At 29.8% G+C, this 14,598-nt stretch carries 17 protein-coding genes; 3 read left to right on the top strand and 14 right to left on the bottom strand.

All coding sequences use genetic code 11. From position 1 onward, the window contains the following. Positions 1-55: 55 nt before the first annotated feature. From JG738_RS04770 to JG738_RS04745, 6 genes are all read right to left on the bottom strand, one after another. Entirely contained in the window at positions 56-496 is a 441-nt protein-coding gene (locus JG738_RS04770; protein ID WP_201338612.1) for a hypothetical protein, read from the bottom strand. Next, positions 493-777, bottom strand: a complete 285-nt coding sequence (locus JG738_RS04765) for a nucleotidyltransferase domain-containing protein (RefSeq protein ID WP_201338611.1) — start codon at positions 775-777, stop codon at positions 493-495. The genes JG738_RS04770 and JG738_RS04765 overlap by 4 nt, the downstream gene beginning before the upstream one ends. Before the next feature lie 226 nt (positions 778-1,003). After that, positions 1,004-1,339 carry an endoribonuclease MazF gene (gene mazF, locus JG738_RS04760; protein WP_201338610.1) on the bottom strand — a complete coding sequence of 112 codons (336 nt, stop codon included), beginning with the start codon at positions 1,337-1,339 and terminating at the stop codon, positions 1,004-1,006. After that, positions 1,336-1,566: an AbrB/MazE/SpoVT family DNA-binding domain-containing protein gene (locus JG738_RS04755; protein WP_201338609.1), complete on the bottom strand. Its 231-nt coding sequence runs from the start codon at positions 1,564-1,566 to the stop codon at positions 1,336-1,338. The genes mazF and JG738_RS04755 overlap by 4 nt, the downstream gene beginning before the upstream one ends. Before the next feature lie 137 nt (positions 1,567-1,703). Then, positions 1,704-2,129, bottom strand: a complete 426-nt coding sequence (locus tag JG738_RS04750; protein WP_201338608.1) for a DUF86 domain-containing protein — start codon at positions 2,127-2,129, stop codon at positions 1,704-1,706. Continuing rightward, positions 2,083-2,454: a nucleotidyltransferase domain-containing protein gene (locus JG738_RS04745; protein ID WP_201340475.1), complete on the bottom strand. Its 372-nt coding sequence runs from the start codon at positions 2,452-2,454 to the stop codon at positions 2,083-2,085. The genes JG738_RS04750 and JG738_RS04745 overlap by 47 nt, the downstream gene beginning before the upstream one ends. Before the next feature lie 190 nt (positions 2,455-2,644). On the opposite strand from JG738_RS04745, the gene JG738_RS04740 reads away from it, so the two are divergent. Together JG738_RS04740 and JG738_RS10645 are read left to right on the top strand one after the other, a co-directional pair. Then, on the top strand, positions 2,645-2,854 hold the full coding sequence (locus tag JG738_RS04740; protein WP_201338606.1) for a ribbon-helix-helix protein, CopG family: 210 nt from the start codon (positions 2,645-2,647) through the stop codon (positions 2,852-2,854). Positions 2,855-2,895: 41 nt separating this feature from the next. Continuing rightward, positions 2,896-3,108, top strand: a complete 213-nt coding sequence (locus JG738_RS10645; protein ID WP_201338723.1) for a type II toxin-antitoxin system RelE/ParE family toxin — start codon at positions 2,896-2,898, stop codon at positions 3,106-3,108. Between the two features lie 648 nt (positions 3,109-3,756). Here JG738_RS10645 and JG738_RS04730 read toward each other — a convergent pair. Both JG738_RS04730 and JG738_RS04725 read right to left on the bottom strand, forming a co-directional pair. After that, a complete protein-coding gene (locus JG738_RS04730; RefSeq protein ID WP_201338605.1) occupies positions 3,757-4,182 on the bottom strand; it encodes a PIN domain-containing protein in 426 nt (141 codons plus the stop codon). Continuing rightward, positions 4,172-4,480 carry a hypothetical protein gene (locus JG738_RS04725; protein ID WP_201338604.1) on the bottom strand — a complete coding sequence of 103 codons (309 nt, stop codon included), beginning with the start codon at positions 4,478-4,480 and terminating at the stop codon, positions 4,172-4,174. Before JG738_RS04725 ends, JG738_RS04730 begins: the two co-directional genes overlap by 11 nt. Before the next feature lie 110 nt (positions 4,481-4,590). Between JG738_RS04725 and JG738_RS04720 the strand changes: the two genes are divergently transcribed. Beyond that, entirely contained in the window at positions 4,591-7,311 is a 2,721-nt protein-coding gene (locus JG738_RS04720) for an O-antigen ligase family protein (RefSeq protein WP_201338603.1), read from the top strand. Here the strand turns inward: JG738_RS04720 and JG738_RS04715 are convergent. Genes JG738_RS04715 through JG738_RS04690 form a run of 6 tightly spaced genes read right to left on the bottom strand, consistent with a single transcriptional unit; the run spans position 7,294 to position 14,555 of the window. Then, on the bottom strand, positions 7,294-7,986 hold the full coding sequence (locus tag JG738_RS04715; RefSeq protein ID WP_201338602.1) for a WecB/TagA/CpsF family glycosyltransferase: 693 nt from the start codon (positions 7,984-7,986) through the stop codon (positions 7,294-7,296). The two genes, JG738_RS04720 and JG738_RS04715, sit on opposite strands and share 18 nt — an antisense overlap. Next, positions 7,968-9,827 carry an asparagine synthase (glutamine-hydrolyzing) gene (gene asnB, locus JG738_RS04710; protein WP_201338601.1) on the bottom strand — a complete coding sequence of 620 codons (1,860 nt, stop codon included), beginning with the start codon at positions 9,825-9,827 and terminating at the stop codon, positions 7,968-7,970. Before asnB ends, JG738_RS04715 begins: the two co-directional genes overlap by 19 nt. Beyond that, the gene (locus JG738_RS04705; protein WP_201338600.1) at positions 9,815-11,035 is read right to left on the bottom strand and encodes a hypothetical protein; all 1,221 of its coding nucleotides are present in this window, start codon (positions 11,033-11,035) and stop codon (positions 9,815-9,817) included. Before JG738_RS04705 ends, asnB begins: the two co-directional genes overlap by 13 nt. After that, entirely contained in the window at positions 11,035-12,300 is a 1,266-nt protein-coding gene (locus JG738_RS04700) for a polysaccharide pyruvyl transferase family protein (protein WP_201338599.1), read from the bottom strand. Before JG738_RS04700 ends, JG738_RS04705 begins: the two co-directional genes overlap by 1 nt. A gap of 3 nt (positions 12,301-12,303) precedes the next feature. Continuing rightward, positions 12,304-13,593 (bottom strand): Coenzyme F420 hydrogenase/dehydrogenase, beta subunit C-terminal domain, encoded by a 1,290-nt coding sequence (locus JG738_RS04695; RefSeq protein ID WP_201338598.1) that lies wholly within the window; start codon positions 13,591-13,593, stop codon positions 12,304-12,306. After that, positions 13,593-14,555, bottom strand: coding sequence for a glycosyltransferase family 4 protein (locus JG738_RS04690; RefSeq protein WP_201338597.1), 963 nt, complete (start codon positions 14,553-14,555; stop codon positions 13,593-13,595). Before JG738_RS04690 ends, JG738_RS04695 begins: the two co-directional genes overlap by 1 nt. Positions 14,556-14,598: the final 43 nt, after the last annotated feature.

The following is a 14,598-nucleotide window of genomic DNA, read 5'->3' as shown; positions in this document are numbered from 1 at the left end:
GCACCGTAACTGAAGTATTTCCCGTTATCCTGAGCCAAAGGCGAAAGATCTATAATTATCTATTTTTTATCTCTTGCAGATATCGCAATGTATTTTCCATAATCTCGATCAATTTTTCACTATACATCAAAACTTCATCGAATATCTCGATAAGATTTTCTTCAATATACTCATGCACTATATCATTACGCAAATCTTTCATTATTCTTAACTCATCGATATCTTCAAAAAACCCGCGTTTATGAGCATTGTTCACAACATCAATGAGTGTTCCGGGATTTTCAAATTCATAAATATCTATGGAGCGAAATATCTTTCTGATAAGAAAATCGATTCCTCTGCTATATCTGGCACACAAAGTCTCAAATTTACCAAATTCTTCTGGAGTGTAACAATTTTTAGTCTCAATATTTTTGCATTCATTGACAGAATAGCGTATCCAAAAGAGCTGTTTTTCAAGGAGTCTTTTGTCTTCTAAAAGCTTTTCATACATCATAACTCGACTGCTTGCTTACGTATCAGTTCGATAAAAGCATTTTTATTTCTTTTATTATCAAGAACAATATCGATTTTTTGCTCTCCAAAATGTTTATAAAACTCCACCCGCAAAGCCCTTAAATCTTTTCTTGTGATATTCTCTCCTACTATCAAAAGATCTATATCCCCTCCTCTTTTGCTATCATCTGTCCTACTTCCAAAGAGGTAAATCTTCGCATCAGGAGAGATAGAATGAAGCTTTTCTTTTAAAACCTTTATCTCTTTTTCGTTGAGCCGCATCGTATAATCCTTACTCTTGTCTCTTTTTATTTTATCAAACTATTATGGATTTTAAGTAAAAAAGCAGTCATCCTGAGGCTTTAGCCGAAGGATCTACATTGATTTCCCGGCCACCCTGAACAAAGCGAAGGGTCTACTTTTTAGTCAATTACCATCATAGATCTTTCGCTTCGCTCAAGATGACAGACTTTTGTCATCCTGAGCCCAAGGCGAAGGATCCACTTCCTTATCCCATATCAAACAATAACAATTTCAGTTTTTCCAGTACTTTTTCTAATACTTCCTCATCGACATTTTCTACAAAAGCGATATTCCTTGCACGATAATCAAGAGTCCTTACTTGATCAGAGAGCACAACTCCTTGAATCTTTCCAGCTATAGCTACCTCAAAAGGATACCCTTTACTTTTGGATGTAATAGGAGAGGCGATACATAGACCAACTTTCTTATTGTACTCATATGGTGAGAGAATCAATGCAGGCCTATGTCCGGCTTGTTCATGCCCTTTTTGAGGATTGAGCTCGACCCAAACGATATCACCACGCTTAGGAATATAACTCATAACATCTCTTTTCCTTGCATATCACCAAAATCTACTTCATGATGAACATTTTGTGGAGTTATTTGTGATAAGAGCGATTGCAAAGATTTTTTGGGAGTGAGGATTATTTTCCCGTCCCTAATTTCGATATCGATTTCGCTATTTTCTTGAAGATTGAGACTCTTCAATATCTGTTTAGAAAGTCTAATGCCATAGCTATTACCCCATTTATTAATTTTGACTGTCATTTTTTTATCCTTATATACTTTGTATATACTTATTGTATCATAGATCTTTCGCTTTGCTCAAGATGACGAGTAGTAATCATCCTGATGCTTTACATCCCGGTCATCCTGAGCCGTAGGCGAAGGATCTACCTTCAAAATCACAAAGCAAATCTCTCTATTCTTTTTATGACTACATCGAAAAAATCTATATCTTTTTGCAAAAAATCGTATAGCTTCTCATATTGTCTACTTTTCAACAATTTATACAATATATCCTCATCAAATTCTAAATAGTCATGAATCAAGACATTGCGAAAACCGATTGCAGCATTGAATTCTCTATACTCTTCATCCTCTATGGCTCCCACTTCATGGAGAATATACACGGCATCTTTACTCCTCGTGGGCACGACCGGACAATTGTAAAATTTTAGAATCTTTTTCGATTTTCCTATGAGCATCTCAATCATCACTTGCAGACTATTTTTGGCCGCACGCAGCTCGATCTCATCGAGTTTCTCTTTGCTCGCAAGAATATCAAGAACCCTCTTCTCTTGGATCGCTCGCTTCTTTATCTGTTCCAAGTAGTCGTGCAAGCTCATTTTTACTTCCTTTTATCAATATATGCCGATATGCTATCTCTCTTTTGATACTCTCTCCAGCTCGCAAAAAATCCACCAGATCAATATCTTCAATATCTATATCCATTGCATGGGCTATCTCCACCCACAACCTCGCAAAATCGCTCACATCCCCTCTATAGACTATTGCAAAATCATAGTCGCTGAAGGGATGTGCATCATTACCTACTCGTGATCCAAACAAAACTGCCAAATCTATGTGAGAAAATCTTGCAAATATCTCTTTTAATGCTACTATATCGATATTTTTTACAGGTAGTGGTATCATAGGAATATTATAGCGTATCACTTATAAACTTGGATCTTTCACTACGCTCAAGATGACAAGCAGTAATCATCCTGAGCCAAATGCGAAGGATCTACTTTAATAGCAAAAATCTCAAAACTCGATTACTTGTTATTTGCATGTTCACTACAGATTTGTTATACTTGTAATACATTATGAAAGGAGGTATTATATGCTTACCGTTCGACTCGATAAAGAACTTGAACAAAAGTTAGAAAAATTAGCCATTTTGACCAAGCGGCCAAAAAGTTTTTTTGTCAAAGAAGCACTTCGCCAATATCTCGAAGATATTGAGGATATCTTAGACGCTAAAGAAAGAGTAAACGATCCAGCAAAAGAACTCATTACTTTAGATGAGCTCAAAAGAGAACTGAATGTATAAAATTCTTTTAGATAAAAGAGTATTGAAGGATTTAAAAAAAAATAAATAAAAAAGATCAGATTAAAATTATCGATACTATCGAAAATAGGCTCGCCATCAATCCCTATTCTGGGAAAAAATTAGCCGGTAGTCTTTCTGATTTTTATAGATATCGTGTGGAAAAATATCATATAATTTATAGTATTCATGAATCAAATATAGAAATAGAAATTATAAAGATCGGACATAGGAAAGATATTTACGATTTGATGTAGCCTACTAAAGATCTTTAGTTTCGCTCAAGATGACGAATCTATTCATCTAATGTGAAATAAAGGATTTATCACTTCTATATGTTATAACCAAATAAATCAAAGATGTAAATCATCAATGCTGCATTTTGTGTTTTTCCTTGAAAATAAGATATAATGCATAAGCACCAAGAATGCCGATTGTCAATAATACATATGTTCCTGCACTCATTTTTCAGCTCCTAAATTTATCAATTCCGTACCTATCCAAAAAGCCACCAACATACCGACAAAAAATTCCTAACCTATATCGCCAAATTTACCTTTGACAATCGGTGTCACAACGGCGATTGCAAAGGTTATCTTACCTAAAGTCATAAAATAACTTATCCTAATTCTTTTAGAGCCTCTTTTTTCATTAATACCCTCTTCAACGATTATATCATTTATTTTTATATTTTTGGTTGCATTGCAAAATTATATTTTATCATGTTATGCCCACTATTTCCGTCACCCTGAGCCAAGCGAATGATCTATTTTATTTACCATTCACCACAGATCTTTCGCTGCGTTCAAGATGACGAGATCTTTCACATGCGTTCAGGATGACCCGCTTCCCGTCATCCTGAGGCTTTAGCCGAAGAATCCACTTTGCATCCTGAAATGCTCTGCTCAAATATCTTTTTCAAAATTATAATGCTCTAAAAATCCCTTACAATCAAAGATTTCTATACCACAATCAACAAATTTCTTATCATGAGTAATGAAAATGCATTTGTGTTTTTTAGCTGCAAAACATTGCAAGGCATCCTCAAAATCTACATTACTCCTCAATGCAAATTCGATGGCATTTTTTATTACATCTTTATCAAAATATATAATATTCCAATCATCTATAATATCTTTAAAAAAATGTAAAACTTTTTGTTTATCTTTTACAAGATAATAGATTGTGCTTAACATATCTTCAGTGATAAAGATTTCACACTCTTGTTCTATCAATGCAGCTATTAATCTTACCACCAAATGATGAGAAGACCTCGATTCATCCAAAAAATCTATAATGATATTAGTATCTAAAAAGATATTAGTTATCACCGTTTATCCCTGCTTTTGCTTTTGCTATCTCAGTTTTCAATTCTTTAGAAGATAAATTTTCAAATTTCTCATCTGTTTTTATGGCACCAGCATATTGCATAATTTTATGTAATTTCTCTTTTTTTTCTTTTTGCTTTTTTTCTCTTAAATATTTTAAAAACTCGATTGCTTGTTGTTTTGATAGATAGATTCCTTTTAATTCATTAGTCTTTTTATCAACTATTTCTACTATTTCCATATTCTGTAGTTTATTGAAGCTTTTGGTAAATTCCCTTACTCCTATCTTTGGCATTCTCATTTTTTCTCCTTCATCAGATATCTGATATCAGTATAACATAAATCTTTAATAATGTAAGCATTTTTATATTACAGCTTGGCTATAATTTCATAAAAATCTAAAGAACTCTAATGCAAAAATTTATCAAATATTTTTTCTATTTCATCCTTTTTACACAAGGGTGGATTATTCTCAGTGGTCTTTTCAATCTCCCCTTTTGGTGGGTCATAATAGCTTCGTATATAGGATTTTTGGCATATCTCTATCCTTTGCAAGTTCTTTACTTTTTCCTCGCAGTTATGCCCATATTTGGCTCGAGGCCTCCCGATACGCAGGCTCATTTTCTCTATTTTTTAGCAGCCACTATCATCATAGGGCTCTACAGCAATCTTTACAAAAACGAAAAACTTTGCAAAAGGTTTTGGGCTAAAGTTATAGAGCCAAATGCGATTACCCTTTTTGTAGCTCTTTTTGCGGTTGTATCGCTGCTCAGCCTCATAGGACTTCCAATCCTGGGAGCCATCAAGCATAGCATTACAGAAGATCCCCTCTATGTCATCAAACAGCTTTTACCAGTGGGGGAAACAACACTTTTTTACTCCATCTCTTCGCAAATCTTTTTATTTCAAGCAATACTTATAGGTCTCTATATCTACGGCATCACCAAGCCTTCTAATCAACTTCAAATCTTTAAAAATATCTTGCTCTCACTCATAGCTGGATGGTTCTTGGTTATCATTTTTGGATATCTAGATTTTTTTGGTATTTTTGAACTCGATAATTTTAGAAAAACTGATCCTGTATCCAGACTGAGATTTGTCTCCTTTTTCCCAAACTCCACATGGACAGCTCAGTATCTCTCACTTATGATGCCGCTTCTGGCAGTCATACTGCTCTTTTTTCGCAAAACCTGGTATGCGATCGCAATCCTTGTCCTTTTACTCATCATTGGAGAAGTTGGGCTTATATTGGCAATGGAGAGAGGTGCGTGGATCACCTATCCACCTATTCTTTTTATTATTTGGGTAATGGTCTACTATATATTTGCAAAAACCAAAGATTCTTTCATAGAGCTTAAGACATTTTTGCGTAAATATTGGCTCAAAGTCTTTATCACCATTCCTCTCACAGTCTCACTCTCGGTTCTTATCGTCTATGGGATCAAACATATCAATCAGCAAAATTTTGCTCAAAGTGTCATCGAAGCCACAGGAAAAGCCAAACAGATCACTCAGGCAAACGACAGACTCAAGCATTGGCCTCCAGCATTCAAGCTCTATAGTGAAAATCCTCTCTTTGGAGCTGGAGGGGATAGCTTTGGCTGGCAGTACAAAGTTTACTACTACCAAAAAGATGCCAAATGGCACAATGATAAGACAAACACTCTTCCTTTAAGAGCATTTGGTACAGCCCATAATATCTATCTTGAGACATTAGTGGGCAAAGGGATATTTGGGCTTATATTTCTCATAACCCTATTCTTCTCACTTTTTTATAAACTCATAAAAAAGGAGCTCACCCAGCCGCAACTTGAAGTCTCCATCATAGGACTTATCATCTTTGCTTCACTTTTAGCAGCTTTTATCTATGGTAATGTCCAAGTCATTACATATACACAGCCAGTGGCCATTATCTTTTGGCTTATGGTCTTCATGGCAGCTGAGCTCACGCATAGCTACAGCTTCACTCAAGCAATCCAGATAAAATTTGCACAAATCTTACGCTACACTATTATTTTAATGCTTTTACTCCTTCCTTTTCATATCGCAAATATCTCTTTTATCAAAAATTTCGTCATAGCAAAATTTACGCAAATTTTCCCTACTCTTCAACAGCACTCCTCTCTTATTATTTCCACAGCCATTTGGCTGAGTGCTCTGGGAGTGCTCATATCTTTTCTCATGCATAGACATGTCATTAGACAAAGCCTAAGTCAAGGATTTCTTGTGGATGAGCTTACCGACAAGCCTCAGCTATTTCACGAAACTCCAACTCCAAGAGCCGGAGGTATAGGCATATACCTAACCAATCTCCTTGCTATATTCAACCCCATAGGCTGGAAATTTTTATTGGCGAGCTTTCCGGCATTTTTTGCTGGGCTTATGGATGATTTCAGCTCCATCTCTCCAAAGGTGAGACTTGTCTTTCAAGTCATTTCAGCAAGTTTAGCGGTATTTTTGCTTGGTGCTGTAATAGATAGCATCGGCTTTGACATTCAGATCCCATATTGGATCGGAGCAGTGCTTAGCATTATAGCTATCACCGGTGTGATCAACGCCATCAATATCATCGATGGATTCAATGGTTTGGCTGGAGGCTTCTCTCTTCTTGCATTTTTATCACTAGGATATGTAGCTTTCAAAGTAGATGATATGGTGCTACTAGAGCTTATCATCATCAATATCGCTGCTCTCATAGGATTTCTCGCTCTCAACTTTCCAAAAGGCAAAATCTTTTTGGGAGATGGTGGAGCATATTTTTTGGGTTTTACTCTTGCTACTATTGCCCTTGTGCTTCATCAACACTATCCTGAACAAGTCTCACAATGGTATCCACTTGGAATTCTTATCTATCCAGCATTTGAAGTAACTTTTAGCATCTATCGTAGGAAATTTTTAGAAAAAAGAGAAGCAACACTCCACGATAATAATCATCTCCATCAACTCATTTTTAAAAATCTTACTCAAAACAATCCACAAACATCTCTTTATATTCTTAAAAGAGTTTCGATATCTATGTTATTTGCGATAATCTTTTATTGGAGTGATTTAGTGCAAATTATAGTAATTTTATGTTTTTGTAGTTGGTATTTAATAAAATATCGCAAACTTAAATTACATTTTCTTAAATAATAAAAATATAATGAATTTAATTAGCTTAACTTGTCTTTTAATTCTTGTGGGTTCTTTAATTAACCTATATAACCACTCTAAATGTGCATTCAAAAAAATTTTTGGAGCTCTTTTTTTTAAACCAGAGTAAACATCAAAACTCCCGCCAAGTCCCATATATAAAGCTGGATATATTTTAAAAAGTTCATCCATTAAATATTCTTGCTTGGGACTCCCCTGGGCAACAAATATTATATCTGGTTTCGAATATTGTAAGGTCTTTATAAGTTTATCTTTATCTCCATCTTTCAAATAACCATTTCTATAACCTAATATTTTGATATTTGGATAATTTTTTTTCAATTTAATAACAGTTCTTTCAATAACTTCATCTGTAGAACCTATTAAGTAAAATGTCTTGTTTTTATGGTATTTACTGATTATATTCAACCATAACTCACTACCAGCTATTTTTTTTGCTGTTAAACCTTTTTGCTTCAATGCTAACACTGCACCAATTCCATCTGAATAGCCAATATGTTTGTTGACAATTCTTTTTAATTTTATATCATTTTTTAGTATTTTTTCAGCATTCATTGCAATAAGCAATGCTTTTTTATTATTTATAAAATTTAATATTTCATTTTTATTTTTAAAAGCATATATTTTATAACCATTCACGTACTTACTCTGCATTTTTTTTCCATCCAATAAAAAATTGAAATTAAAGTAAATAACTGCTTTTCCATATTACGAGTACCTCTCATATGTAAATCAAATATTTTGGCAACTTCCTCCGTATTAAAATATTTGCTAAATAAACCATTTTTATTTTTCAATAAATTTTTATATTTTAAACCTCTTTCTTCTTTAAACCATTTTTCAGTAGGAGATTTAAATCCTTTTTTCTTCCTATATATTATTTCTTTTGGTAATACTTTTTCCGCAAATTTTTTATGAATATATTTCCGTTCTTTCCCTTTAATTTTATACTTTAAAGGTAACGATTCAATAAAGTCCACCAAATCATTATCCAGCATAGGAACGCGTGCTTCGATAGAAAAATGCATTGAAATTTTATCTGTATACAACAGCAAATCATCACAAAGATTCATTCTTATATCATTAGACATCATAGCATTTACATTATCTTTATTTTTACCATCAAGCAATTCATAAAAATATTTTATTAATTCATAACTTTTTTTATCTTCTATACTTATAAGATTATTAATCTCTTTATCACTAAAAAGTGAATAAATAAATTCCCATCTTTTTATTGTATCTTTTTCTCCAAGAGAATTTATAGCTCTATAAATAGATTCATTTTTTACAAATTTACTAAATGGTTTAAATAGTCTTATTAAAAATGGTGGAATTTTACCATACATCATCTCACCTAAATAACGAGAATATCCACCAAGAGGTTCATCCGCACCTTGACCAGTCAGCACAACTTTTATCCCATGATCAGCAACTAATTTATTTAGATAATACATAGGTATAATTGAAGTTGTACCTAAAGGTTCTTCAACTATATCTATACATTGTTGAAAAATATTTTCGAATTGTTCATCATTTATTCTAACTTCATTATGTTCAGTTCCTAAAATTTGTGCTGTTTTCCTAGCATCTAAAATTTCATCACTGTCATCATTTTCATTAAAACCTATTGTAAAAGTTTTAATAGGTTTATCACTATATTTTTGAGCATAATAAGCTATTAAAGCTGAATCAATTCCTCCACTTAATAGTACGCCAATTTCTACATCTGCAAGAAGTTGTCTTTTAACTGCTTGTTCAAATAATTCTTCATAATTTTGCAAAGCTTTTTTAAATGTTATATTTTTATTTTCATATACAGGTGATATAAATGGATATATTTTAAAATTACAAGTTTGGATGTCATATTCTATAATATGACCTGGTCGTAATTTCCTTATATTATTATACAATGTTGTTGGAGCTGGATTATAACGAAGTTTTAACAAAGTTGCTAAATTTTCTAAATCTATTTTGGATGGAATCAATTTTCTTAAAGGTTTAATTTCTGAGCTAAAAACAAATTTATTATTATTATCATTATTATTATAATATAAAGGCTTAACCCCATATCTATCCCTAACAAGGTAAAGTTTTCTTTGTAAAATGTCCAAAACAGCAAAAGCAAAAATCCCATTCAAGTCTTGTACTGATTCTATACCATATTCTGCAATATAATTAATAATAGTTTCAGTGTCTGAATGTCCTCTCCAATTTATATTTGGTAATTTTTTTCTAAGTTCTAAATGATTATAAATTTCTCCATTAAAAATTATTAAATAATTTCCACAATGGCTATACATTGGTTGATGTCCGGCTAGTGATAAATCTTGAATAGAAAGTCTAGTATGCCCAAAATAAATCTTTGTTTTTTTACTATTAGCTTGTTCAATTATTATCTTTTCAATTCCTCTATCATTAGGGCCTCTATGATCAATTAAATTAAGTATTTCATCTCCAAAAGGTTTATTTACACTTCCAACTATTCCGCACATTTTTTTTCCAATTGTTTTTTATTTTTTACATATTCACTTAAAGCAAAAAACATCCATCCTTCTCCCCATCTAATATAAGGAATTTTTATTTTATAGAATTTATGCTTTTGATAATAAAAATATCCCTCGTTTTTATTATAAAAATTATCTATAGTATATTCTAAAATTTTATTTAATTTCTGACAATCAATTTTACTGATAGCTTTAGATAAAGATATAATACCTTGTGCTTGATTATGTATATCAATAGGATATATTTTAGGTAATCTCCATTTGAATATTCCATTATCAGTAATTTGTTCTTTGATCATAAAATTTATTCCATTTTTATAAGCTTTTAATATATCATTTTTTCTATAATTTGTATATTTACTAATTTCCAATAAAGAATCTATTATAAACCCTTGATGAAAATCAATATTTTTTAAGATTTTAAAATCATTGGTAAACCCATAATACCATTTTCCATCAATGTCTTGATTTTTTAAAATTGTATTTATTAATTCATATGCTAAATTTTTAATACTAAAATCACAAATTTTTTCATCCTCTTTTTTTGTAATAAAAAGATATTTTATAATTAATTCAGAAGTTAAAATTGAAGCATTGTAAATAAATCTAGGATTGTTATCTGATGAATAGCCAATAAATATTCCCCTTTTTGTTTTAAAAACTTTTCCATTTTTTATTATTGAAAATATTGCTTTTTTTGTATTTTCAATTATCAAGTTATCTTTAGTAATCTCATATAAATTTAATAAACTAAGTGTTAACTTGGCATTCAAAAATGTTAAAGGTTTATTTAATTCATGTGTTTCTTTTGTCGTGATAAATTTAAAATTCCTTCCCCAGCCTATTTCAGTTTCGTTATTTATACAAGCTAAAGAATATAATTTATTTTTTAAAATTTCTGCTTTATATAAATATTGCTTATCTTCATAAATATGATACATATTCACATATCCATCTATAAATAATGAAAGTGCTGTTGGATTATAATCTTTTTCTATTTTAAAAAAATCTCTTAAATTAATTGGTGAATTTTTTAAAAGGTGAATTGCTACCCTTTGTGCAAAAGGATGAAAAGAAGTAATTTTATTTATTAATTTACTATTTAGTGCATCATACGGATCCCAACCTTTATAATCTTCTTTTTCAATAAATTTTTGTAATTTTTGTAAAATTTCTTCTATATTTATATTCCTCATTACCTACCTTTATTAAAGAGAGATAATAAATATTTAAAATTTTGTAAAGATCTATTTTTTACTTTTTCGTAATTTATTTTTTGAATTTTTGAATATTTTTCTTTATTTTCATATATTCTATTAAATATGGTCATAAATTTTTCAATATTTAAATCTTTTAAGTTAATAGCATTTTCCTCAACCCCAAACATTTTCATAAATTCAGTTGATTTTTGCTGATATGAAATAGATATAGTAGGAACAAATGATTTTAATCCATATACAATAGAATGAGTTTTAGTACCTATAAAAATATCCATATTTGCTATTACTGAAGAAGTTATAATGGGATCTAAATCACCATCAAGAATATGAACATATTTTTCTTCTTTGCATAAGTTTCTAATCTCTTTTGCTATAGGTCTATCTCCACCTTTATGGTAACTTGCTTCCATAGGTATAATTAGTATATTACAATTTGATCTTTCAATGACTCTATCGAAAATATTAGACATAATTTTTAAATACTCATCTTTGCTAAAAAAATGTTTAAAATATATATGATGAATTGTAACTCCAATTATCATTCTTTCATCAACTTTCAAGTTTTTTAATTGATGAATCTTTTCAGCTAACTTTCTATTGGTAGGTAATGCAAAAACTGTTTCTGCTGTTACAAATACATTTTTATATTTTTTGCAATATTGCAATGAGTCTTCTTCTCTCAAAGTTACTATATCCGTTTTTTTTATTATAAAATTTGTCATTAGTTCAGTTAACTTTCTAAATTTACCAAAAAAGGGACCTATCGTTTGAGAAAAAATCATTGTCTTTTTTCCCATTAACTTTGCAAATAACAATCCATAAAAATGAGAAAATACAACAGGAAAAGAGTTTAAGTTTGTAAAAAAATGCCCTCCTGGTAAAACAACAACTTCACTATCGATATATAGTTCTATTGTATCTCTTTTAAATTTTGGTATTGGTAATTTTATTTTTACTTTATAGAATACAATCCATACTACTGAATAGATGATCCATAAAAATTCCTTTAAAAAAAAATATATTTTTCTTATTTTTGACTCAGCTAATTTTATATTTCTAAAATTTATTAACCATTCAGCAGAATTCAATTTATACTCTTCTTTTGCAAAAGAAGGATCATACGACGTCAAAGCTATATCAATATTTGGATTTTTATCTAAAATTATTTTTTTCATTGTATGAACTACTGAAGAATCACCTTTATTCGCATTATAATTTTGAATAATTAATAATTTTTTCATAATTTAATCCTTCATGTTTTTTAATAAATTTATAATTTTTAAATAAAATAACACAATATCATTTATATATGGAATAATTTTTTTTAAATTTAATTTTTTAATTACTTTTAAGTGTAATACGAATATTAATGATCTCATTTTTTCTGAAAATGTCAAATTTTTACTAATTTTAAAGTTTTGCGAAAAGAGATTGTAATTTTTTGCAAATAACCTTATCTTATATTTGTTCAATATAACTTTATTATATATCATACTTTCATTTGCTTTAATAAAACTATCTACTGTTTCTTCCAATAGAGTAATAACACCTTCTTGTTTCATTCGTTGCAATACATTGTTTATTCCATTATTTTTCACTAATATTAAATTTACCCCATCATTTTTCTCTTTCATATATTTATTAAGCCAAGCATCGCCTACGCTTACATCTGCTTCAAAGCCAATAGGATCAACGCACATTTGACAAGATAGAGGAGTAAAAAGAGGTGAAGATAATACCATTCCCATAGAATACTTACTTCCATAGGGAATTTTAATATCGCGGTCTTTAGTTTTTATTTGCATAAAACCAGGCCAGCCATCACCTCTATTTTTTAATTCTTTTATATCATTTAAACTTATATTAAATTTTTTTGCAATATATTCATAACTTAAAAAACTAGGATTTTGTCCACATACAATACTAATTTTATATTTTATAGCATTTTTTAGTTTTTTATTATTTTTCGATGCTTTTGCAATTCCTTCAATGTGACAAGGAAGCCCTACTACAGCCAACTTTGAATATGAACTATTTAAAATCTCTTTTATTATCTCATCAAATTTTACTGGAGAGTATTTAGAACCTTTTGCATCTTTTAAATCTTGTACATTTGTTGCTATAAAAGGTTTACTAATCAGAGGATTTTTTTTATCTCTTTTAACTACTACTGCACCATCTATAAGTCTATTTTCTAATAAGAAAATCAATAAACTTGTAATAAAACCGCCTGAAGCAGAATCTTCTCTAATTTTTTTATTATTACTATAAGTTGCATACGAGGCTAAAAAATTTCCAATTATCTCATTAGAATTATTATTTTTTTTTTCATTTGTCCAAGTAATTGGTGGACAGCTTTTTAGACATATAGTGCAATTAGTACAATTTTGTAAATCTACATATGATTGATAAACTCCTTTTTTTTCATCTAATTCCATACTAATAACATTATGCGGACATACGGCTACACAGGTTCCACATCCAGTACACATAAAATCTTGTGATACAAATGATACATTTTTATGTCTTTCCATTATATTTCTCCAAAATATTTTTTATATTGATTAATAACATATTTTTTGCTGTAGTTACTTAAAACTATTTTTCTTGGAGAATATTTTTTGATATTTTGAATAGCTTTTATAACTGCATTTTTAAAAGATTCGAAATTATCTTTTTCGAATCTTTCACCGCTCACATCATTAATAATATATTCTTTTAAAGCGAAATCATCAGTACCAATCACAGGGATATTACAACTCATTGCTTCTAAACCTACTAATGCTAAGCTCTCAGGCATTTTTGTCGGTAATAGCAACAAATCTATTTGGTGATAAAAATTAATCATTTTATCTTTTGGCAAAGGCGAGATTATCTCCACGTTATTATATTTAGATAATTCCTTAGAATAAAGTTCTTTTTCTAATCCATATTTAATACAAATAAATTTTATTTTTTTATCCAATTTTTTTTGTATCATTTTACTATCTTGAACTAATTTCAATACCAAATCTATCCCTTTATCTGTTCTCATACTAGAAGCAAAACCTAAAATAATTTCTTTTTCTTCTCTTTTCTTTTTTTTAGGTTTAAAAATATTAGTATCTACTCCTCCACTTGGAGAAACAAATATTCTATCCCTTTTAATACCTAATTTTTCACTAACTTTATCAGCAAAATAATTTGATGGTACAATATGTTGGCAAGTTTTAGGAATAAATTTATAAGAAATATGGTTTAAAACTAAACCTTTTTTCGTTGGGGAAAATATATCAGTTCCGTGCCAATGAATAGTTATTTTTTTCATTTCTTTAAACTTATTTATTAATGGTAAAAAAGAATATGGATAATTATGAATATAAATATGATCATAATTGGAATAATTAAAAAAGAGAAGATTATAATAATAATTTATATATTTCAAATACTTCTCTTTATGATTTTTGAAACTTGTATCTAAAACCAACAAACTTACATTAAATCCACTTTCTATCAAACATTTGTATATACATTTGATGTATGTAGAATATTGGGGATTT

Origin of the sequence: Nitratiruptor sp. YY08-26 (genome assembly GCF_016593215.1) — a bacterium.
Classification (GTDB): domain Bacteria; phylum Campylobacterota; class Campylobacteria; order Campylobacterales; family Nitratiruptoraceae; genus Nitratiruptor; species Nitratiruptor tergarcus.
Note: the sequence above shows the minus strand (reverse complement) of the source record. Positions and strands in the feature narration are given on the sequence as shown.

Excerpts from the sequence above, each read along its gene's own strand:
- JG738_RS04770 (WP_201338612.1), bottom strand. The coding sequence starts at position 496 with ATGATGTATGAAAAGCTTTTAGAAGACAAAAGACTCCTTGAAAAACAG.
- JG738_RS04765 (WP_201338611.1), bottom strand. The coding sequence starts at position 777 with ATGCGGCTCAACGAAAAAGAGATAAAGGTTTTAAAAGAAAAGCTTCAT.
- mazF (WP_201338610.1), bottom strand. The coding sequence starts at position 1,339 with ATGAGTTATATTCCTAAGCGTGGTGATATCGTTTGGGTCGAGCTCAAT.
- JG738_RS04755 (WP_201338609.1), bottom strand. The coding sequence starts at position 1,566 with ATGACAGTCAAAATTAATAAATGGGGTAATAGCTATGGCATTAGACTT.
- JG738_RS04745 (WP_201340475.1), bottom strand. The coding sequence starts at position 2,454 with ATGATACCACTACCTGTAAAAAATATCGATATAGTAGCATTAAAAGAG.
- JG738_RS04740 (WP_201338606.1), top strand. The coding sequence starts at position 2,645 with ATGCTTACCGTTCGACTCGATAAAGAACTTGAACAAAAGTTAGAAAAA.
- JG738_RS04725 (WP_201338604.1), bottom strand. The coding sequence starts at position 4,480 with ATGAGAATGCCAAAGATAGGAGTAAGGGAATTTACCAAAAGCTTCAAT.
- JG738_RS04720 (WP_201338603.1), top strand. The coding sequence starts at position 4,591 with ATGCAAAAATTTATCAAATATTTTTTCTATTTCATCCTTTTTACACAA.
- JG738_RS04715 (WP_201338602.1), bottom strand. The coding sequence starts at position 7,986 with ATGCAGAGTAAGTACGTGAATGGTTATAAAATATATGCTTTTAAAAAT.
- asnB (WP_201338601.1), bottom strand. The coding sequence starts at position 9,827 with ATGTGCGGAATAGTTGGAAGTGTAAATAAACCTTTTGGAGATGAAATA.
- JG738_RS04705 (WP_201338600.1), bottom strand. The coding sequence starts at position 11,035 with ATGAGGAATATAAATATAGAAGAAATTTTACAAAAATTACAAAAATTT.
- JG738_RS04700 (WP_201338599.1), bottom strand. The coding sequence starts at position 12,300 with ATGAAAAAATTATTAATTATTCAAAATTATAATGCGAATAAAGGTGAT.
- JG738_RS04695 (WP_201338598.1), bottom strand. The coding sequence starts at position 13,593 with ATGGAAAGACATAAAAATGTATCATTTGTATCACAAGATTTTATGTGT.